The 20,159-nt window shown below is 59.9% G+C and carries 17 protein-coding genes; 6 read left to right on the top strand and 11 right to left on the bottom strand.

Annotated elements, in window-relative coordinates; all coding sequences use genetic code 11:
• Positions 1–8 precede the first annotated feature (8 nt).
• On the top strand, positions 9–224 hold the full coding sequence (rmf, locus tag BLS87_RS02290; RefSeq protein WP_010223328.1) for a ribosome modulation factor: 216 nt from the start codon (positions 9–11) through the stop codon (positions 222–224).
• A gap of 175 nt (positions 225–399) precedes the next feature.
• On the opposite strand, the gene BLS87_RS02285 is transcribed toward rmf, so the two are convergent.
• Complete coding sequence (locus tag BLS87_RS02285) at positions 400–1,422, bottom strand: quinone-dependent dihydroorotate dehydrogenase (protein ID WP_074749776.1); 1,023 nt, start codon at positions 1,420–1,422, stop codon at positions 400–402.
• A gap of 276 nt (positions 1,423–1,698) precedes the next feature.
• Between BLS87_RS02285 and BLS87_RS02280 the strand changes: the two genes are divergently transcribed.
• The 4 genes from BLS87_RS02280 to BLS87_RS02265 all read left to right on the top strand — a co-directional run bounded on the left by BLS87_RS02280 (position 1,699) and on the right by BLS87_RS02265 (position 6,662).
• Entirely contained in the window at positions 1,699–2,907 is a 1,209-nt protein-coding gene (locus BLS87_RS02280) for a CmpA/NrtA family ABC transporter substrate-binding protein (protein ID WP_074749773.1), read from the top strand.
• A 14-nt stretch (positions 2,908–2,921) separates the two neighbouring features.
• On the top strand, positions 2,922–3,497 hold the full coding sequence (locus BLS87_RS02275; RefSeq protein ID WP_074749771.1) for an ANTAR domain-containing response regulator: 576 nt from the start codon (positions 2,922–2,924) through the stop codon (positions 3,495–3,497).
• A gap of 240 nt (positions 3,498–3,737) precedes the next feature.
• On the top strand, positions 3,738–4,949 hold the full coding sequence (locus BLS87_RS02270) for a nitrate/nitrite transporter (protein WP_074749769.1): 1,212 nt from the start codon (positions 3,738–3,740) through the stop codon (positions 4,947–4,949).
• A gap of 18 nt (positions 4,950–4,967) precedes the next feature.
• Positions 4,968–6,662, top strand: a complete 1,695-nt coding sequence (locus tag BLS87_RS02265) for a bifunctional protein-serine/threonine kinase/phosphatase (protein WP_074749767.1) — start codon at positions 4,968–4,970, stop codon at positions 6,660–6,662.
• A 149-nt stretch (positions 6,663–6,811) separates the two neighbouring features.
• Here the strand turns inward: BLS87_RS02265 and BLS87_RS02260 are convergent, their stop codons facing one another.
• From BLS87_RS02260 to ppsA, 8 genes are all read right to left on the bottom strand, one after another.
• On the bottom strand, positions 6,812–7,846 hold the full coding sequence (locus BLS87_RS02260) for an OmpA family protein (RefSeq protein ID WP_074749765.1): 1,035 nt from the start codon (positions 7,844–7,846) through the stop codon (positions 6,812–6,814).
• A gap of 107 nt (positions 7,847–7,953) precedes the next feature.
• Complete coding sequence (sigX, locus tag BLS87_RS02255) at positions 7,954–8,544, bottom strand: RNA polymerase sigma factor SigX (RefSeq protein ID WP_074749762.1); 591 nt, start codon at positions 8,542–8,544, stop codon at positions 7,954–7,956.
• Between the two features lie 89 nt (positions 8,545–8,633).
• Positions 8,634–9,458 (bottom strand): mechanosensitive ion channel family protein, encoded by an 825-nt coding sequence (locus BLS87_RS02250; protein WP_074749761.1) that lies wholly within the window; start codon positions 9,456–9,458, stop codon positions 8,634–8,636.
• Between the two features lie 2 nt (positions 9,459–9,460).
• The gene (locus BLS87_RS02245) at positions 9,461–9,724 is read right to left on the bottom strand and encodes a CrfX protein (RefSeq protein WP_074749760.1); all 264 of its coding nucleotides are present in this window, start codon (positions 9,722–9,724) and stop codon (positions 9,461–9,463) included.
• A gap of 85 nt (positions 9,725–9,809) precedes the next feature.
• Positions 9,810–10,805 carry a zinc transporter ZntB gene (locus BLS87_RS02240; RefSeq protein ID WP_074749759.1) on the bottom strand — a complete coding sequence of 332 codons (996 nt, stop codon included), beginning with the start codon at positions 10,803–10,805 and terminating at the stop codon, positions 9,810–9,812.
• A 45-nt stretch (positions 10,806–10,850) separates the two neighbouring features.
• Positions 10,851–11,339: a ribonuclease E activity regulator RraA gene (rraA, locus tag BLS87_RS02235; RefSeq protein ID WP_074749758.1), complete on the bottom strand. Its 489-nt coding sequence runs from the start codon at positions 11,337–11,339 to the stop codon at positions 10,851–10,853.
• Between the two features lie 216 nt (positions 11,340–11,555).
• On the bottom strand, positions 11,556–12,548 hold the full coding sequence (locus BLS87_RS02230) for an alpha/beta fold hydrolase (protein ID WP_074749757.1): 993 nt from the start codon (positions 12,546–12,548) through the stop codon (positions 11,556–11,558).
• Positions 12,549–12,734: 186 nt separating this feature from the next.
• Complete coding sequence (gene ppsA / locus BLS87_RS02225; RefSeq protein WP_074749756.1) at positions 12,735–15,110, bottom strand: phosphoenolpyruvate synthase; 2,376 nt, start codon at positions 15,108–15,110, stop codon at positions 12,735–12,737.
• 213 nt (positions 15,111–15,323) lie between these two features.
• Here ppsA and ppsR point away from each other — a divergent pair, with 213 nt between their 5' ends.
• On the top strand, positions 15,324–16,142 hold the full coding sequence (ppsR, locus tag BLS87_RS02220) for a posphoenolpyruvate synthetase regulatory kinase/phosphorylase PpsR (protein WP_074749755.1): 819 nt from the start codon (positions 15,324–15,326) through the stop codon (positions 16,140–16,142).
• A gap of 118 nt (positions 16,143–16,260) precedes the next feature.
• On the opposite strand, the gene prpF is transcribed toward ppsR, so the two are convergent.
• Positions 16,261–17,451: a 2-methylaconitate cis-trans isomerase PrpF gene (gene prpF, locus BLS87_RS02215; RefSeq protein ID WP_074749754.1), complete on the bottom strand. Its 1,191-nt coding sequence runs from the start codon at positions 17,449–17,451 to the stop codon at positions 16,261–16,263.
• A gap of 59 nt (positions 17,452–17,510) precedes the next feature.
• On the bottom strand, positions 17,511–20,105 hold the full coding sequence (gene acnD / locus BLS87_RS02210; protein ID WP_074750239.1) for a Fe/S-dependent 2-methylisocitrate dehydratase AcnD: 2,595 nt from the start codon (positions 20,103–20,105) through the stop codon (positions 17,511–17,513).
• Positions 20,106–20,159 lie beyond the last annotated feature (54 nt).

Below are 20,159 nucleotides of genomic sequence, written 5' to 3'. Positions count from 1 at the left end.
AACACCCTATGAGAAGACTTAAGCGTGATCCGTTGGAAAGAGCTTTTTCGCGCGGATATCAATACGGCGTAACTGGTAAATCCCGTGAGCTTTGCCCATTTACTCTACCGTCGGTACGTCAAGCCTGGATCAATGGCTGGCGAGAAGGACGAGGCGACAACTGGGACGGTATGACCGGCACTGCGGGTATACACAGGCTCAACGAACTTCACGCGGTCGGCTGACGCTTAACGACCAAAGGGACATTCCGACTTTTTAAGATTTCCTCAGGAAATTCGACAATCAGATTCGTTTCACCCTAACCATGCACGTCCCATCCGGACGGCGGGCTAAAGCCCAAGAGGGGTTCCAGTCGGAACCCCTCTTTTTGTTTCGGCCTTTCAAGCGCGCTGGCGTGATCTATTTCGGCATCGCGGCGATGGCGTCAACCGACTCGCGAATCAGCGCCGGACCTTTGTAGATGAACCCTGAATAAATCTGCACCAGGCTCGCACCGGCGGCGATTTTCTCCGCTGCGTGCTTGCCCTCGGTGATGCCGCCCGCCGCGATGATCGGCAACTTGCCGCCCAGCTCACTGGCCAGCACTTTGACGATGTGCGTGCTTTGCTCACGCACTGGCGCACCCGACAGACCGCCCGCTTCGTCGCCGTGAGGTAGCCCTTCGACACCCACGCGGCTCAATGTGGTGTTGGTGGCGATCACCGCGTCCATCCCCGACTCCAGCAGCGCGCTGGCGACCAGTACCGTTTCTTCGTCGCTCATGTCCGGGGCGATCTTGATGGCCAGCGGCACGCGCTTGCCATGGGCCAGCGTCAAGGCCTCCTGACGTACACGCAGCGCTTCGAGCAACTGCTTGAGCGAATCACCGAATTGCAGGCTGCGCAGGCCAGGGGTGTTCGGCGAGCTGACATTGACGGTGATGTAGCTGGCGTGGGTGTAAACCTTGTCCAGGCAGATCAGGTAATCGTCGACCGCACGCTCGACCGGGGTGTCGAAGTTCTTGCCGATATTGATGCCCAGCACGCCGTTGTATTTGGCGGCCTGCACACGACTGATCAGGTTGTCGACGCCCAGGTTGTTGAACCCCATGCGGTTGATGATGCCTTCGGCATGGGGCAGTCGGAAAATCCGCGGTTTGGGATTGCCCGGCTGCGGACGCGGCGTGACGGTGCCGATTTCAACGAAGCCGAAACCCAACTGAGCAAACCCGTCGATGGCCGCACCGTTCTTGTCCAGACCCGCGGCAAGCCCGACCGGGTTTGGAAACTGCAAGCCCATGACCGTCACCGGCAACCGCGCGGGCGCCTTGTTGAGCAGGCCATTGAGCCCCAGACGACCGCCCGCGCCGATCAGGTCGATGGACAGATCGTGGGAGGTTTCCGGGGAGAGTTTGAACAGTAACTGGCGGGCCAGGTTATACATGGGCGGGCGCGGCTCGTTTGAGGCTGAAGTCAGCGGCGGATTATAGACGCGCACAGGGGTGCAGCGCGAGGCATGTCGAGCACTTTGCTCAACGTTCGACCGCTCACTGGCATATCGCTTGCTTGAACAGGTTATCGAGCTCCCTCCAACGGCGGAGAGAGTGATCGGACAATGGCGTCGTTTTCGTCCCGGTTAAGGCCCGGACGTGGCGACGTTTTTTTATGGAAGACCGGCAGCGCCTGCGGGCACGTCGATCTTCAGGCGGAACCGAAAACCATGAACGACACCCTTGATACACCACTGGCCTGGGTCAACGGCAGCGACGCTCCGGAACTGACCACCATCGACGTAGGCTTCATGGCGCTCACCGACGCCGCTTCGCTGATCATTGCCGCGACGCAGGGTTTCGCTCAACCGTACGGCCTGAACATCAACCTGCACCGGCAATCGTCCTGGGCGAGCCTGCGCGACAACCTGGTCAATGGCGAACTGCACGCCGCCCACAGCCTTTACGGTCTGGTGTACGCCGCACAGCTGGGGATTGGCGGCCCTGCGAAAGACATGGCGGTTTTGATGGGGCTGAATCAAAACGGCCAAAGCATCAATCTCTCCCGGGCCCTCCAGGCACAAGGGGTGATCACTCCTGAGGCGCTGGACCGTCGCACGCACCAAAGCGGAACAAAACTCACCTTTGCGCAGACCTTTCCGACGGGCAATCACGCCATGTGGTTGTATTACTGGCTGGCCAGTCAGGGGATTCACCCCTTGCAGGACGTCGACAGCGTGGTCGTCCCACCGCCGCAGATGGTCGAACACCTCAAGGCGCAACGCATCGACGGCTTTTGTGTCGGTGAGCCCTGGGGTGCGAGCGCCGTCAGCCAGAACCTGGGCTTCACCCTGGCGACCACCCAGGCCATCTGGCCAGATCATCCTGAAAAGGTGCTTGGCTGCAGCCTGGAGTTCGTCGAGCGATACCCCAATACCGCGCGCGCCCTGGTCATGGCCGTGCTGGAGGCCAGCCGATTCATCGAACAGAGCCCGGAAAATCGCCGCAGTGCCGCGCATATGCTCAGCGGCAGCGATTACGTGAACGCCCCCGTCGAGGACATCGAAGGTCGTCTGCTCGGCCAGTACGGCGACGGTCTCGGCAACCACTGGCAGGACCCACATGCCGTGAGTTTCCATCGCAACGGAGAGGTGAACATGCCTTATCTGTCGGACGGCATGTGGTTCATGACCCAGTTTCGCCGCTGGGGCTTGCTGCGCGAGGACCCGGATTACCGCGACATCGCCCGGCGGGTGCAGCAGCTCGCACTCTATCGACAGGCTGCCGAGGCATTGAACATCCCCGTGCCCGCGTCAGCGATGCGCAGCAGCCAGCTCATCGACGGCAAGGTCTGGGATGGCAGCGATCCGGTGGGTTATGCCCATGGTTTCAAACTGCACGCGCTGGCCCCTGCCGCGCCTGCCTCCATTGATCATTGAAGGGAGACGCCATCATGCTGCGAATCCTGTTGATCAACGACACCCCCAAGAAAGTAGGACGCTTGAAGGCTGCGCTCATCGAGGCCGGTTTCGAGGTGATCGATGAGTCCGGGCTGATTATCGATCTGCCCGGGCGCGTGCAGGCGGTGCGTCCGGATGTCATTCTGATTGACACCGAATCGCCGGGACGCGACGTGCTGGAGCAAGTCGTGCTGATTACCCGCGACCTGCCCCGCCCGATCGTGATGTTCACCGACGAGCACGACCCGGGCGTCATGCGCCAGGCCATCAAGTCCGGGGTCAGCGCCTACATCGTTGAAGGCATTCACGCACAACGCCTGCAACCCATTCTCGACGTGGCCATGGCGCGCTTCGAGAGCGATCAGGACCTTCGCGCGCAGCTCCACGCCCGTGACCAGCAACTGGCCGAGCGCAAGCGCATTGAAACCGCTAAAGGCCTGCTGATGAAAATGAAGAGCTGCACCGAGGATGAGGCCTATACGCTCATGCGCCGTCAGGCCATGAGCCGGCAGCAGAAGCTGGTGCAAGTGGCGGAGCAGATTATCGCCATGAGCGAGCTACTGGGTTAACGATTGGCCCACGTTTTGCTAGATAGTTTCCACAGGTAGCCAACGGCGGTTGCCCCACTTTCGACAAAGACGTCGCACACCCCTTCGCACAGCGCGAACAGGGTTGCGACGTTTTTTCGTTTTGGCCCCAGACAACGGGCCAGGTGGAGCGCCGGACGGTTGCTTCACCTGCAAGACCTGACCCGTGAAGGTGCGAGCGACAGCCGCTCCCGCAACGATTTCCTGCAGATGAGGTGTTAGATGAATACAAGCTTCTGGAACGCCGGACATAAACCCACGCTGTTCGCAGCCTTCCTCTACTTCGACCTGAGCTTCATGGTCTGGTACCTTCTCGGTCCACTGGCCGTTCAGATCGCCACAGACCTGCACCTCACCACGCAACAACGCGGGCTGATGGTCGCCACACCCATCCTGGCGGGTGCGCTCCTGCGGTTTGTGATGGGCATGCTCGCCGATCAGTTGTCACCCAAAACAGCCGGCGTCATCGGCCAGATCATCGTCATCGTCGCCCTGCTTTGCGCCTGGCAACTGGGCATTCACAGCTATGAACACGCGTTGTTGCTGGGCGTGTTCCTGGGCATGGCGGGCGCCTCGTTTGCCGTCGCCCTGCCGCTGGCGTCGCAATGGTACCCGCCGCAGCACCAAGGCAAGGCGATGGGCATCGCGGGTGCCGGTAACTCCGGAACGGTGTTCGCCGCCCTGATCGCACCGGTATTGGCCGCAAGCTTTGGCTGGAGCAATGTATTCGGCTTCGCGGTCGTGCCGTTGGTGCTGACGCTGATTGCCTTCTCGCTGATGGCCCGCAATGCGCCAGAGCGCCCGAAAGCCAAGTCCATGAGTGACTATTTCAAGGCTCTGGGCGACCGTGACAGCTGGTGGTTCATGTTCTTCTACAGCGTCACATTCGGTGGCTTCATCGGCCTGGCCAGCGCCCTGCCCGGCTACTTCAACGATCAGTACGGCCTGAGCCCAGTGACTGCGGGTTACTACACCGCAGCCTGCGTGTTCGGCGGCAGCATGATGCGCCCTCTCGGCGGCGCGCTGGCAGACCGCTTTGGTGGCATTCGCACCTTGTCCGGGATGTACGCGGTTGCAGCGATCTGCATCGCCGCGGTCGGTTTCAACCTGCCAAGTTCATGGGCCGCGCTGGCCCTGTTCGTCGCCGCCATGCTGGGCCTGGGTGCAGGCAATGGCGCGGTGTTCCAACTGGTGCCACAGCGCTTTCGTAAAGAAATCGGTGTGATGACCGGCCTGATCGGCATGGCGGGCGGCATCGGCGGATTCCTCCTCGCCGCGGGCCTGGGTGCAATCAAGCAAAATACCGGCGACTATCAGCTGGGTCTGTGGCTGTTCGCCCTGCTCGGTGTACTGGCATGGTTCGGCCTGATGAACGTCAAGCGCCGCTGGAGAACCACCTGGGGATCAGCTGCCGTCACCGCTGCTCGTGTCTGAGCCTGACGGAGGTTGGCGATGAATCAACCGTTGACGTTGAACACGGCCAAGGCAGTCGGCTTGCAGGTGCACTTTGCCGAGTTCAGCGCCAGTGGACCACGGCCTGAGAACCAGGACGCCACGCGCCTGGTCACGCCCGCGCCAGCACTCGCCGCCAGCAAGGGATACCTGTTCGGGCTGGCGGACGGTGTCAGCCACTGTTCGGATGGCGGCCTGGCGTCCCGCTCGACCCTTCAAGCCCTGGCAATGGATTACTACTCAACACCGGAAACCTGGGGCGTCGCTCAAGCGCTGGACCGCCTGCTGCTCGCACACAACCGCTGGCTGCTGGCGAACGGCCTTTTGACCACGCTCAGCGCGCTGGTCCTGCGAGGCCGTCGCTTCACCCTCGCCCATGTCGGTGACTGCCGGGTGTACCGCTGGCATAAAGGGGTGTTACAGCGCATCAGTGAGGATCATGTCTGGGAGCCACCGGACATGCAGCACGTACTCAAACGCGCACTGGGCCTGGATCAATACGTCGTCATGGATTATCTGGACGGTGAGCTGCGTCAGGGCGAACGCCTGCTGCTGATCAGCGATGGCGTCTGGTCGACACTGAACGATACGCGGATCGGCACGATCCTCAGCGAACAGCAGGATCTGGACGCCGCTGTGCGGACGTTGGTGAACGCCGCGCACCTGTCTGGAAGCCAGGACAACGCCAGCGCCGTGCTCATCCAGATCGATCAGTTGGGCACCGATACGCTGGCCGATACGCTCATTCAGTTACAGCAATGGCCGTTGCCGCCGTCACTCAAGCCTGGCCAATCCTTTGAGGGCTGGCAGATCGAGCAGCGCCTGGGCGATTCAAGACAATCCTTGCTGTATCGGGTCCTGGACGCCGAGCGACAACCCTGGCTGCTCAAAACCCTCCCGGACGCCCGTCACGACGAGCCCGGAGCCGGTCAGGCATTGCTGCTTGAAGAGTGGTTTTTGCGCCGGGTTGCCGGACGTTTCTTCCCTCAGGTTCATCCGCTGCCCGATCGCCAACACCTGTACTACGTCATGCGCCAGTACCCGGGCCAGACGTTGGCGCACACCTTCCAGAAACAGGGACCGATGGAACTGGCGCGATGGCCAAGCCTGGCGCGGGACCTGATAGGGGCCGTCGGCTTACTGCACCGACGCAACATCGTCCATCGCGACATCAAGCCGGAGAACGTGCTGATCGACGACAACGGCGAGCTACGCGTGCTGGATTTCGGCCTTGCCTTCTGCCCCGGTCTGTCTGCCGACGGTGAAGGCGACGTGCCCGGCACGCCTAGTTTTATCGCCCCGGAAGCGTTCGAAGGCGCCGACCCCGCGCCAGCGCTCGATCTGTACGCCGCCAGCGTCACGCTGTATTTCCTGCTGACCGGGCACTATCCGTACGGAGAAATCGAAGCCTTTCAACACCGACGTTTCGGCAACCCCATTCCCGTCAGCCGCTACCGTCCAGACGTCCCCGAATGGATCGAACACCATCTGGATCAGGCGCTTCAGGCCGACCCGGCAAAACGCTTTGAAACGGCCGAACAATGGCTGCTGCAGCTCCAGCACGGCGAACTTGCGACATTGAATACGCGGACCAGACCCTTGCTGGAACGCGAACCGCTCAAAGTCTGGCAAACCGTGGCACTGCTGTCGCTGGCGCTTAACCTGTTGTTGTGGATCATGTTACTTAAACACTGACGCTGCCAACCCTGCGTGAATCCATCGCTGCGCATCACGCCATGCGCGAATACTTCCAAAGAAGAATGCATCGCAACGCCGATTATTTTTACAAACGCCAGAAAAAGAAAAACCCGGCCGAGGCCGGGTTTTTCGTGAAGCGGGGCTAATTACTTAGCTTGAGCTTCTACTTGTGCTTCTACGCGACGGTTTACAGCGCGGCCTGCTTCAGTTGCGTTGTCAGCAACTGGGCGGGATTCGCCGTAGCCAACCGAGTTCACGCGGTTAGCGCCAACACCGTACTGGTTAACCAGAACTTGCTTAACGGCGTTTGCACGACGCTCGGACAGTTTCTGGTTGTAAGCGTCAGGACCGACGGAGTCAGTGTGACCTTCAACAGTGGTGGTGGTTTGTGGGTACTGCTTCATGAAGTCAGCCAGGTTCTTGATGTCGCCGTAGCTGTTTGGCTTGACGACCGACTTGTCGAAGTCGAATTTCACGTCCAGCTCAACACGTACGACTTCAGCAACAGCCGGGCAACCGTTGGCGTCAACAGTAACGTTGGCCGGGGTGTCTGGGCACTTGTCGACGTTGTCGCATACGCCGTCGTTGTCGCTGTCGGAGCACACTTCAGCTACTGGAGCTGGTGCTGCTTCAACTTTCTTGGAGCCGCCACCGAAGTTCACGCCGATACCGACGCTAGGTGCCCACTCGGTGTCGCCCTGGTCGATGTTGTACTGAGCTTCAACGCCAGCACGGGCGTAGAAGTTGTCGGTGAAGTACAGCTTGGCACCGCCGCCGATGTTGGCGAAAGTGGAGCGGTTACGACCGCCGCTGCCGTTCTGACCGATGCTCTGATCGGAGAAACCAGCCGAGACGTACGGACGCAGCATGTCGCCCGGGTTGTTGAAGTGGTACAGAGCGTCCAGAGCGGTGTTCGCGCCCTTGATGTTCTTGCCATCATCGCTACGAACGTTGTGAACTTCGTCGTAGCCCAGACGCAATTCAACGTCGTCAGTCAGGAAGTAGCCAACCGAACCGCCGAACAGGTTGCCGTCGTTTTTGAAATTACGAGCGCTGTCGAACTGTTCTTTCTTGGCGAAGCCTTCGATTTCGACTGCGCCTTGGCCTTGTGCCAGAGCGCCGAACGAAGTTGCGGCAACAATAGTACCAATGGCCAAGCCCAAGGTGTTTTTCAGTTTCATCCGTTAAATCCCCATCTGGTGATTGTAAAGCGGTCCCCCTAATCGAGGGACAACTCGTCGGCAAGTCTATCAGAACTTGCCTGCCCGTTAGAGATATTTGCTCCGAGTTAAGTTTCGGTAACGCCTGCAAATTTCTCACGTAATTTATCAAGTGCCCGCTTGTATCGCATTTTCGTTGCACTCAGGCCCATATGCATTATGTCTGCGATCTCCTGAAATTCCAGCTCTGCGACAAATCGAAGCACCAGAATTTCCCTGTCAATCGGGTTCACATGCACGAGCCAGCGATCGAGGCCGCCCTTCTCTTCCGGTTTCGGCGTCTTCTCTTCAGACGCTTCCTCGAGGGGGTCCAGACTCAAAGCGTCCAACAACCGACGCTTTCGTCGCTCCTTTCTGTACTGCGTGATGCATTCGTTGTAGGTGATGCTGTAAAGCCAGGTTTTGAATTTCGATTTCCCTTCAAAATTCTTCAACCCATACAACACCTTAAGCATCACCTCCTGACAGACATCGTCCGCGTCGCGATCGTTCCCTAAATAGCGCGCGCAGACGTTAAAAAGTGTCCGCTGGTAGCGTCGCATCAGCTCTTCGTAGGCTCGAGTCACATGGAACAACTCGGCGTGCGAGCGCGCAACCAACTCCTCATCAGAGAGCTCGCGGGGGTCGTAACGCAGTGAGAGCGATTGGGGTTTATTCAAAACAGGTCGTGCCGACAGTCAGATAAATGTCCGCCTGGTCCCGGAACCTCCGGGATTTTGCGGCGGCATACATTAGCAGATTTGCCGGTTCAGCGGCTGCTCACTCGCTGCTCGAGAAGGATGCGGTTCGACAACGACACCAGTTCCCCTTCATCGGTCAGCAGTGTGGTCTTCACCGTGCCAATCTCTTCGATCTGTCCTTCGACCTCTCCAATACGCACTTGTTGCCCTACCTGATACAACTCCCGCACATAAATTCCTGCCAGGATCTGGCTTGCGATCTCCCGACTGCCCAGCCCCATGGCCAGCGCAACTGCCAGACCAACGGTAATCAAACCAATCACGATGACGTGGTTCAGCAGGTCGGTTTTCACCTCCAGCTGACTGATCGCGACCGAAATGCTGATGATGATCACCAGCCATTGCGCGACGCGCCCCAACCCCGCCGAGTAATCCAGCCCAACGCCTTCTGCCGCGCCGCGAACGATGCCGTTGACCAGCTGCGCCAGCAGCACGCCGACCAGCAGCACCAGCGCCGCGCCAAACACCTTCGGCAGGTACAGCGCAAGCATGTCCAGGGTTGCCGAGACACGTTCAAGGCCCAGCGACTCTGCCGCCGACACCAGGAAAATCAACAACACGAACCAGTAGACAATCTTGCCGATCAGCGTCGAAATCGGGACCTGAATCCCTGCGCGGCTGATCAGTTTCGTCAGGCCGGTGCCGCCCATCAAGCGGTCCAGACCCAGTTTTGCCAACAGTTTGGACAACAGGGTGTCGAGCAGCTTCGCTACCACGAAGCCCAACAGAACAACTACCAGAGCGCCGAACAGATTCGGGATGAAGTTCGCGACTTTGGTCCACAACGCAGTCATTGCGGTGACCAGGCTCTGTGTCCAGAGATCCAATTCCATATTCAATCAGCCTTGTCTTTGGCAGCGGTAAACGCAGTGCCGGCAATCGTCGTCTTGCGACGGGAAACAGGTGAAACGTGAGCCGAGCCGTTGTTCACGGCCATCATCAATGCTTGTATGCAGCGGCCGAGCAGGCTGAACAGATCGCCCGCGCCGACCTGACGGTTGGCCGTCTTCAGCACACGCCCCAATGCCGCATCATCATCCCGGCTGGAGGACGAGGAATTAAGCATGTCTCGCAGTGATTCTTCAAACGGGTCGTGCATAGGCACCTCACGTGATGTCACTGGAAGACGCAGCCCGTTTTGCCTGAGTCACACACCACACCATAAACGACGTCGTTTTTTTTCATCAGACCCACCGCAAACGCTTGAACAGCCACATCTGCCCCACCGCAACCACAATCATCAGCGCGCAGGCGAACACGAAGCCATACGGATTATCCGAACCTGGAATGCCGCCAACGTTGATGCCCAGCAACCCGGTCAGGAAGCTCATGGGCAGGAAGATTCCGGTGATGATTCCGAAGCGGTACATGGTGCGGTTCATGCGCTCGTTGAGGCGTCTGTCTTCAGCCTCCAGCACCAGCCCCACGCGCTCTCGGGTCAGCTCCAGCTCCTCCAGATACCGCGTCAGGCTGTTGTTCAATTCGTTCCAGTAATCCGCATCGTCGTCCACGAACCACGGCATCTTGCTGCGCGTCAGCTGCGCATAGATTTCCCGCTGAGGGTGCAGAAACCGACGCATGCCTGCCGCCCTGCGCCGGATGTGAACCATGTTGCCGTGCTCAGGCATGTACCGTTCGTCGGCATCTATGCGCTCTTCCATGTCGTCGACCAGTTCGGTCAGCTCGCTGACCACCGCCTGGACCTTGTCAGTGAGCAATTGCGCGAGATAAACCAGCAATTCGGACGCCGTTTTCGGCCCTTTGCCCTCGTTGAGCAGGTCAATCAACTCATCCGTCGCACGCAACGAGCGAAGCCGCAGGGAGATCACACGCTGCGCCGCCGCGAAAATCCGTACCGACACCATGTCTTCAGGTTCGGCGCCGGGGTTGAGATTCACTCCGCGTAAAAACAACAGCAACTCATTGTCCGGCAGCGGCAGCAGGCGTGGCCGGGTATTTTCCTCAAGCATCAGGTCGCAAACGAATTCGCTGAGGCCACTCGACGACCGCAGCCACGTCTGCGTCTGCGGGTGACTGCGGTCCCAGTGAAGCCACACACTTTCGTGCGGCTCCAGTTGCAGGCAATCCAGTTCGGTTCGAGCTATTGAACGCGCCCCGCCTTTTCCGTCCAGCACGAAGGCATGAACCAGCCCCCACTGCGCGTTTGTCTCATCGAACATTCACTGTCCTTGGTGTCCTTGCTGTTTTCTGAATGGAGAAACCGGTCAATCCGGCATTTTCAAGGGACTTGGGGAAACGATAATGCCGTTGTTGTCGGCGTACACGTATTCGCCCGGGCGGAAGGTCACGCCGCCAAATGTCACCACCACGTTCAGATCACCCAGCCCGCGCTTGTCGGTCTTGAGCGGGTGACTGGCCAATGCCTGCACACCGAGATCGGTCTGCGCCAGGACATCGACATCGCGCACACAGCCATAGATGACCATGCCTTCCCAGCCATTTTTCGCCGCTTTCTCCGCCAGCAGATCACCCAGCAACGCCCGCCGCAGCGAGCCACCACCATCGACCACCAGTACTTTGCCTTTGCCGTTCTGGTCGGCTTGCTCACGCACCAGCGAATTGTCTTCGAAACACTTGAGGGTGACGATTTCGCCACCGAACGAATCGCGACCGCCAAAATTGCTGAACATTGGCTCGACTACCTGAACCAGCTCAGGGTAGGCGTCGCACAAATCCGGAGTGATGTAGTGCATGGGTAACTCCTGTCAGTGATTCGTTTCAAGGATGAACCTGCGGCTGGCAGGTTCGGGTGGCTCGCATGTCAGACCATGACGAACGCCACAATGCTTCCTTATATAGAACAAAATACTGACCGACGAGTCTTGATCACCTGCCGCACACCGTGGCCACTCGAACGGGGGTAGCTTAGCGCCACACGACGCCCATAGGAACGCTTATGGGCGCGCAACTCAGGGAGTTGCCACCCTATTCAGCGTTGATTCAGCATTTAAGGGCGTGATCTGCCGGTTGAGCCAGTCAGCGACCTTTGGCCAGACCTGCGCCTGAGCAGCCTTGCTGACCAGCATCTGCACATGACCGAAATCTTCGCTGAAGCCTTCCTGGCGCCCCAGGCACCAGAATGCTTTCTGCTCCGAGCCCATTTGCTCGAACAGCTCACGACATGCCCACTCGGGGTCCTGATGGTCACCAGCGCCCGCGACACACAGCAGCGGCACCTGCACGTGACGCAGGCCTGACCACCAATCGTCCTTCTTGTCGCCGAAGCGACCGAACAGGCCGTGCCAGCGCATGCTTTCAAGCAGTATGCCCATCGGTTCGTCTTCCGGGCCTCGCTTGAAACGCGGGCCGGACACATGCTCGAAGCGCTTGAGCAGCAGTCGCGTACTCCACTGCAATGGCGGCACCTTGAGCGGCCAGTACGTGCGAGAGACCTGACTGCCGAACAACGCCGCCGAGGCCACCTGCCCTGCGTCCAGGTAGTGACCGCCCAATGCCGCGGCGAGCGTCGTGCCGCCGAGAGAATGACCGATCCAGTGCGGGACCTGCCCGGCCTGCTCACAGACGAACGCCGCGATGGCCGGCAGGTCGTAGCGCGCGTAATCGGCGACCCGGTTGTGCCGGTAGGCTTCATTGCGCGCAGACAACCCGTGCCCACGCATCTCCGGGATCCAGACGTCGAACCCTGCACGTGCCAGATAAGCCCCTAGCCCGATGCCTTTGGGCGAGTACCAGAAACGTCGATTGGAGAAGCTGCCATGCAGCAAGATCACTGGAACGCCGCGTACATCGGGGGCGTTGACCTGCCCCAGTCGGGTGACGGCCAGCTCGACCGTGAAGTCCATGCTGTTGCCGGGTTTCAGACGGTAGACGTCCTCGATCAGGTCGCCACGTCGTTCGGCGCTGATCAAGGCCACTGGAAAAAGATCGCTGCTGCTTTGCATATTGCTCTTGCTTGGCTCTGAGAAAGGCACATTGCCGGAATAGCACGCAGAGGCTGTCCCGGGGCTGAACCCTTCGCTTGGAAAATTCGCATGAAAAAGGGCGGAACCGTTAAGGCCGCCCTTCTTTGGAAAGCCGACCCGTTGAAACGGGCCAGCATCTTACTCGATTGCTCTACCTGCGGGGTATCAGGTTGGCGCATCCTCCTCGGAGAGGAAGAACCAGGTTTCCAGTACCGAGTCGGGGTTCAGCGACACGCTTTCGATGCCCTGCTCCATCAGCCAGCGCGCCAGATCCGGGTGGTCGGACGGGCCCTGACCGCAGATGCCGATGTACTTGCCCGCCTTGTTACAGGCCTGAATGGCGCTGGACAGCAGCTTCTTGACCGCAGGATTCCGCTCGTCGAACAGGTGCGCGATGATCCCGGAGTCGCGGTCCAGGCCCAGTGTCAGCTGGGTCAGGTCGTTGGAACCGATGGAGAAGCCGTCGAAGAACTCGAGGAACTCCTCGGCCATCAGGGCGTTGGACGGCAGTTCGCACATCATGATCACGCGCAGACCGTTTTCGCCTCGCGCCAGACCGTTCTCCGCCAGCAGGTCGATCACCTGGCTCGCTTCACCCAGGGTGCGCACGAACGGCACCATGATTTCCACGTTGGTCAGGCCCATCTCGTTGCGCACGCGCTTGAGGGCACGGCACTCGAGCTCGAAGCAGTCACGGAAGTTTTCGCTGATGTAACGCGATGCACCGCGAAAGCCCAGCATCGGGTTCTCTTCTTCCGGCTCGTACAGCTTGCCGCCGATCAGGTTGGCGTACTCATTGGACTTGAAGTCCGACAGGCGCACGATGACCTTCTTCGGCGAAAACGCCGCGGCCAGGGTACTGATGCCTTCGACCAGCTTCTCGACGTAGAAACCGACCGGATCGTCGTAACCGGCAATACGCTTGTCGACGCTTTCCTTGATGTCCAGCGGCAGATTCGGGTAGTTCAGCAATGCTTTGGGGTGCACGCCGATCATGCGGTTGATGATGAACTCCAGACGCGCCAGACCGATACCGGCGTTGGGCAACTGGGCGAAGTCAAACGCACGGTCAGGGTTACCGACGTTCATCATGATCTTGAACGGCAGTTCCGGCATGGCATCGACCGAGTTCTGCTTGATGTCGAAGCCCAGCTCGCCTTCGAAGATGTAACCGGTGTCGCCTTCGGCACAGGACACAGTCACGCCCTGACCGTCTTTCAACAGCTCGGTGGCGTTGCCGCAGCCCACGACGGCAGGAATACCCAGTTCACGCGCGATGATCGCGGCGTGGCAGGTACGACCGCCACGGTTGGTGACGATGGCGCTGGCGCGCTTCATCACCGGTTCCCAATCCGGATCGGTCATGTCGGAGACCAGCACGTCGCCGGCTTGAACCTTGTCCATCTCGGACACGTCCTTGATGATCCGCACCTTGCCCGCGCCGATGCGCTGACCAATGGCGCGGCCTTCTGCCAGAACGGTGCCCTTCTCTTTCAGCAGGTAGCGTTCCATGACGTTGCCCGAGCTGCGGCTCTTAACGGTTTCAGGACGCGCCTGAACGATGTAGAGCTTGCCGTCGTCACCATCTTTCGCCCATTCGATGTCCATCGGGCACTGGTAGTGCTTCTCGATGATCATCGCCTGACGCGCCAGGTTGCTGACTTCTTCGTCGGAGAGGCAGAAGCGTGCGCGATCAGCGGCTTCCACGTCGATGACCTTGACCGACTTGCCGGCCTTGGCTTCGTCGCCGTAGATCATCTTGATGGCCTTGCTGCCCAGATTGCGGCGCAGGATCGCAGGGCGACCGGCTTCAAGGGTGTTCTTGTGAACGTAGAATTCGTCCGGGTTGACCGCGCCTTGTACGACGGTTTCGCCCAGGCCATAAGCACCGGTGATGAAAACGACGTCACGGAAACCGGATTCGGTGTCCAGCGTGAACATCACGCCCGCCGTGCCGGTTTCGGAACGGACCATGCGCTGCACGCCAGCGGACAGTGCGACCAGCTTGTGGTCGAAACCCTGGTGCACGCGGTAGGAAATGGCGCGGTCGTTGAACAGCGAAGCGAAGACTTCTTTCGCCGCGCGGATCACGTTCTCGACGCCGCGAATGTTGAGGAAGGTTTCCTGCTGGCCGGCAAACGAGGCGTCAGGCAGGTCTTCTGCAGTGGCGGAAGAACGCACGGCAACGGCGATGTCCGGATTGCCCGCCGAGAGCGCGGCGAAAGCAGTACGGATTTCAGCGTTGAGCTTCTCGGGGAATTCGGCTTCCATGATCCACTGACGAATCTGCGCGCCGGTTTTTGCCAGTGCGTTGACGTCGTCGACGTCCAGAGCATCGAGCGCCGCGTGGATCTGATCGTTCAGGCCACTTTGCTCAAGAAAATCACGATAGGCCTGAGCGGTAGTGGCGAAGCCACCGGGAACGGAAACGCCTGCGCCCGCCAGGTTGCTGATCATCTCGCCGAGGGATGCGTTCTTGCCCCCCACATGCTCAACATCATGTTTGCCGAGCTTATCGAGGGAAACTACGTACTCTACCAAGGTGATCTCTCCACTAACCGAATTGTTGTTGGGAAAAGCATGGGTGCTGTCATCACAGGAAAAAAGCGACCCGCTCACGCGAGTGGCTCGGCCCCTGAAAATCTTCATCCTTAAAATCAGAACCTTGAAAAAAGGTAGAATGCGGCCAGTCATGGCTCGCAAGCCCGCCTATGATATCCAAGAATCGTCACCAGCTTAAGGCCCAAGGCGCAAATGAAACGATCCGCTTTCTTTATCTCCGACGGCACCGGCATCACGGCCGAAACGCTTGGTCAGAGCCTGTTGGCGCAATTTGAAAACATAACCTTCAACAAGTTCACCAGGCCCTATATCGACAGCATCGAGAAGGCCCGGGCGATGGTCCAGCAGATCAACAAGGCTGCCGAAAAGGACGAGGCGCGCCCGATCATCTTCGACACCATCGTCAATCAGGACATTCGCGAGATTCTGGCGACGTCCGACGGCTTCATGATCGATATTTTCTCGACCTTCCTGGCGCCACTTGAGCAGGAGCTTAGTTCACACTCCTCCTACTCGGTGGGCAAATCACACTCCATCGGTCACAACTCCAATTACATGGAGCGGATCGAGGCCGTGAACTTCGCGCTGGACAACGATGACGGTGCCAGAACCCATTATTACGACAAGGCCGACATCATTCTGGTGGGCGTTTCCCGCTGCGGGAAGACGCCTACCTGTCTATACATGGCCATGCAATTCGGCATCCGCGCGGCCAACTATCCGCTGACCGAAGACGACATGGAGCGCCTGCAACTGCCGGCAGCGCTCAAGCAACACCGGTCGAAGCTGTTTGGCCTCACCATCGATCCCGATCGACTGACCGCCATTCGTCACGAACGCAAGCCCAACAGCCGTTATTCGAGCTTCGCCCAGTGCGAGTTCGAAGTGCGCGAAGTGGAAAACCTGTTCCGCCGGGAGAACATTCCGAACATCAATTCCACACATTTTTCGGTTGAGGAAATTTCGGCGAAAGTGCTGGTGGAAAAAGGCGTTGAGCGACGGTTTAAATAGCGTGTTTGTGAACTGTAGGAGCGCGCTTGCCCGCGAATGCCTTCTGTCTATAACGAATACGTACCTGACAGAATGCGTTCGCGGGCAAGCGCGCTCCTACAAAAGACGAAGCAAAACGTCAGAAGCTATCGCCCGGCACACGCACCCACCCTTCCATCAACACCCGCGCACTGCGGCTCATGATGGCTTTGTTCACCTGCCATTCGCCGTCGACCAGCGCCGCTTCAGCGCCGACGCGCAACGTGCCGGATGGATGACCGAAACGGACCGCGCTACGCTCGCCGCCACCGGCCGCCAGGTTAACCAGCGTGCCAGGAATGGCCGCTGCAGTGCCGATCGCCACCGCCGCCGTCCCCATCATGGCGTGGTGCAGCTTGCCCATGGACATGGCGCGCACCAACAGATCGGCATCCTCCACCGTCACCCGCTTGCCGCTGGACGATACGTACTCGCTGGGGGCCGCAACAAAGGCTACCTTCGGCGTGTGCTGACGCTTGGCCGCCTCATCCACATGGGCAATCAAACCCATGCGCACGGCGCCGTACGCGCGGATGGTTTCAAACCTGGTCAAGGCATTTGCGTCGCTGTTGATCGCGTCCTGCAACTCGGTGCCGGTGTAACCGATGTCGCTGGCGTTGACGAAAATGGTCGGGATGCCGGCATTGATCATGGTCGCCTTGAACGTGCCGACGCCCGGCACCTCAAGCTCGTCCACCAGATTGCCGGTCGGGAACATCGAACTGCCCGCGCCCTCTTCTTCGGCTGCCGGATCCATGAACGCCAGCTGTACCTCGGCGGCGGGAAAGGTCACGCCATCGAGTTCGAAATCACCGGTTTCCTGCACCGCGCCGTTGGTCATCGGCACGTGGGCAATGATCGTCTTGCCAATATTGGCCTGCCAGATCCGGATCACGGCGACGCCGTTATCAGGCACGCGGCTGGCATCCACCAGGCCGTTGCTGATCGCGAACGGCCCGACTGCCGCCGAGAGGTTGCCGCAATTGCCGCTCCAGTCCACGAACGGCGTGTCGATGGACACCTGGCCGAACAGGTAGTCAACGTCGTGATCGGCCTTGATGCTTTTGGACAGGATCACCGTCTTGCTGGTACTGGACGTCGCGCCCCCCATGCCATCGATCTGCTTGGCATAAGGGTCGGGGCTGCCAATCACCCGAAGCAACAGGGCATCACGGGACGGACCCGGTACTTGGGCGGCCTCGGGCAGATCCTGCAGGCGAAAAAACACGCCTTTACTGGTGCCGCCACGCATGTAGGTCGCGGGAATCCTGATTTGCGCTGTATGAGCCATGGAATCGCTTTCCTTTCGTTCAAACGCCGACACCACCCTTTGGTGGCGTCGGCACGTCGTCAGGCCACGGAGGCCGATTCGAGGAAGTCTTGAGCGAAGCGCTGCAAGACACCGCCCGCTTCGTAAATCGACACCTCTTCGCCGGTGTCGAGACGGCAGGTGACCGGCACGTCCAGACGCTCGCCGTTGTTGCGATGAATCACCAGCGTCAGGGTCGCACGCGGCGTGCGCTCGCCGATGACGTCATAGGTCTCGGTGCCGTCGATACCCAATGTCGTGCGGTTGGTCCCGGGTTTGAACTCCAGCGGCAAGACGCCCATGCCGACAAGGTTGGTGCGGTGGATGCGCTCGAAACCTTCGGCAACGATGGCTTCCACACCTGCCAGACGTACGCCCTTGGCCGCCCAGTCGCGGGACGAACCCTGACCGTAATCGGCGCCCGCAACGATAATCAGCGGCTGTTTGCGCTCCATATAAGTCTCGATCGCTTCCCACATACGGGTCACCTTGCCTTCCGGCTCGATCCGCGCCAGCGAGCCCTGCTTGACCTTGCCGCCTTCCTGAACCATTTCGTTGAACAGTTTAGGGTTGGCGAACGTCGCGCGCTGGGCGGTCAGGTGGTCCCCACGGTGGGTTGCGTACGAGTTGAAGTCCTCTTCCGGCAGGCCCATTTTCGCCAGATACTCGCCCGCCGCGCTGTCGAGCATGATCGCATTGGACGGCGACAGGTGATCGGTGGTGATGTTGTCCGGCAATACCGCCAGGGGTCGCATGCCCTTGAGCGTACGCTCCCCCGCCAGCGCGCCTTCCCAGTAAGGAGGACGGCGAATATAGGTACTCATCGGGCGCCAGTCGTACAGCGGATCGACTTTCGGGCCGGTGTCTTCATGGATTGCAAACATCGGGATATAGACCTGGCGGAACTGCTCCGGCTTGACCGAGGCCTTGACCACCGCATCGATTTCTTCGTCAGTCGGCCAGATGTCTTTCAGACGGATTTCCTGGCCGTTTGTACCAACCCCCAGCACATCCTTCTCGATATCGAAGCGGATGGTGCCCGCGATCGCGTAGGCCACCACCAGCGGTGGTGAGGCAAGAAACGCCTGTTTGGCGTAAGGGTGGATACGGCCATCGAAGTTGCGGTTGCCCGACAACACGGCGGTGGCGTACAGGTCGCGGTCGATGATTTCCTGCTGAATCACAGGGTCCAGCGCACCGGACATGCCGTTGCAGGTGGTGCAGGCAAAGGCGACAACGCCGAAGCCCAACTGCTCCAGCTCGGTGGTCAGCCCGGCCTCGTCCAGGTACAGCGCGACGGTCTTGGAGCCCGGCGCCAGCGAAGACTTCACCCACGGCTTACGGGTCAGGCCCAGTGCGTTGGCATTGCGGGCCAACAAACCTGCGGCAATCACGTTGCGCGGGTTGCTGGTGTTGGTGCAACTGGTGATGGCGGCAATGATGACCGCGCCGTCGGGCATTTGGCCGGGCGTTTCTTCCCAGGCACTGGCGATGCCTTTGGCCGCCAGATCAGCGGTCGCGACACGGGCGTGCGGATTGGACGGCCCGGCCATGTTACGCACCACACTGGACAGGTCGAAGCTCAGTACCCGCTCGTATTCGGCAGTCGTCAGGCTGTCAGCCCACAGGCCGGTTTCCCTGGCATAGGTTTCTACCAGTTTCACTTGATCGTCTTCACGGCCAGTGAGCTTAAGGTAGTCAATGGTCTGCTGGTCGATGGAGAACATCGCCGCCGTGGCGCCGTATTCGGGTGCCATGTTGGAAATCGTCGCACGATCCCCCAGCGTCAGCGCCCGAGCGCCCTCGCCATAGAATTCGAGGTACGCACCGACCACTTTCTGTTGGCGCAGGTATTCGGTCAGCGCCAACACCACGTCGGTGGCGGTAATCCCTGGCTGTGGGCGGCCGTTCAACTCGACACCGATGATGTCCGGCAAACGCATCCACGACGCGCGACCGAGCATGACGTTCTCGGCTTCCAGGCCGCCCACACCGATGGCGATCACGCCCAGGGCGTCCACGTGCGGCGTATGGCTGTCGGTCCCCACCAAGGTATCCGGGAATGCGACGCCATGGAGCGTCTGAATCACCGGCGACATTCGCTCCAGGTTGATCTGGTGCATGATGCCGTTGCCCGGCGGGATCACCTCCACGTTCTTGAACGCCTGCTTGGTCCAGTTGATGAAGTGGAAACGGTCCTCGTTGCGACGGTCTTCGATCGCACGGTTTTTGGCGAACGCATCAGGATCGTACCCGCCACACTCGACGGCCAGCGAGTGGTCGACAATCAGCTGCACCGGCACTACCGGGTTGACCTGCGCCGGATCACCGCCCATGTCGGCAATGGCGTCGCGCAGCCCGGCGAGGTCCACCAGCGCGGTCTGCCCCAGAATGTCGTGACACACCACGCGGGCTGGAAACCACGGAAAGTCGAGGTCGCGCTTGCGCTCGATCAGTTGCGTCAGCGATGCCTTCAAGGTCGCGGGGTCGCAGCGGCGAACCAGGTTTTCGGCCAGCACGCGGGAGGTGTAGGGCAGCGTTGCGTAGGCACCGGGCTTGATGGCATCGACCGCCGCTCGGGCGTCGAAGTAATCAAGCGAGGTGCCGGGCAGTTGTTTGCGATGTTCAGTGTTCATCATCAGGGCTCGGTCACGGTAGTTTCGGAGGGTGGGGCCTGATCCGGCATAGCG

Origin of the sequence: Pseudomonas abietaniphila, from assembly GCF_900100795.1 — a bacterium.
Taxonomy (GTDB): Bacteria; Pseudomonadota; Gammaproteobacteria; order Pseudomonadales; family Pseudomonadaceae; genus Aquipseudomonas; species Aquipseudomonas abietaniphila.
The sequence above is the reverse complement of the archived record's forward strand: the minus strand, read 5'-3'. Positions and strand labels throughout refer to the sequence as shown.

Excerpts from the sequence above, each read along its gene's own strand:
- rmf (WP_010223328.1), top strand. The coding sequence starts at position 9 with ATGAGAAGACTTAAGCGTGATCCGTTGGAAAGAGCTTTTTCGCGCGGA.
- BLS87_RS02285 (WP_074749776.1), bottom strand. The coding sequence starts at position 1,422 with ATGTATAACCTGGCCCGCCAGTTACTGTTCAAACTCTCCCCGGAAACC.
- BLS87_RS02280 (WP_074749773.1), top strand. The coding sequence starts at position 1,699 with ATGAACGACACCCTTGATACACCACTGGCCTGGGTCAACGGCAGCGAC.
- BLS87_RS02275 (WP_074749771.1), top strand. The coding sequence starts at position 2,922 with ATGCTGCGAATCCTGTTGATCAACGACACCCCCAAGAAAGTAGGACGC.
- BLS87_RS02270 (WP_074749769.1), top strand. The coding sequence starts at position 3,738 with ATGAATACAAGCTTCTGGAACGCCGGACATAAACCCACGCTGTTCGCA.
- BLS87_RS02265 (WP_074749767.1), top strand. The coding sequence starts at position 4,968 with ATGAATCAACCGTTGACGTTGAACACGGCCAAGGCAGTCGGCTTGCAG.
- BLS87_RS02260 (WP_074749765.1), bottom strand. The coding sequence starts at position 7,846 with ATGAAACTGAAAAACACCTTGGGCTTGGCCATTGGTACTATTGTTGCC.
- BLS87_RS02250 (WP_074749761.1), bottom strand. The coding sequence starts at position 9,458 with ATGGAATTGGATCTCTGGACACAGAGCCTGGTCACCGCAATGACTGCG.
- BLS87_RS02245 (WP_074749760.1), bottom strand. The coding sequence starts at position 9,724 with ATGCACGACCCGTTTGAAGAATCACTGCGAGACATGCTTAATTCCTCG.
- BLS87_RS02240 (WP_074749759.1), bottom strand. The coding sequence starts at position 10,805 with ATGTTCGATGAGACAAACGCGCAGTGGGGGCTGGTTCATGCCTTCGTG.
- rraA (WP_074749758.1), bottom strand. The coding sequence starts at position 11,339 with ATGCACTACATCACTCCGGATTTGTGCGACGCCTACCCTGAGCTGGTT.
- BLS87_RS02230 (WP_074749757.1), bottom strand. The coding sequence starts at position 12,548 with ATGCAAAGCAGCAGCGATCTTTTTCCAGTGGCCTTGATCAGCGCCGAA.
- ppsR (WP_074749755.1), top strand. The coding sequence starts at position 15,324 with ATGAAACGATCCGCTTTCTTTATCTCCGACGGCACCGGCATCACGGCC.
- prpF (WP_074749754.1), bottom strand. The coding sequence starts at position 17,451 with ATGGCTCATACAGCGCAAATCAGGATTCCCGCGACCTACATGCGTGGC.
- acnD (WP_074750239.1), bottom strand. The coding sequence starts at position 20,105 with ATGAACACTGAACATCGCAAACAACTGCCCGGCACCTCGCTTGATTAC.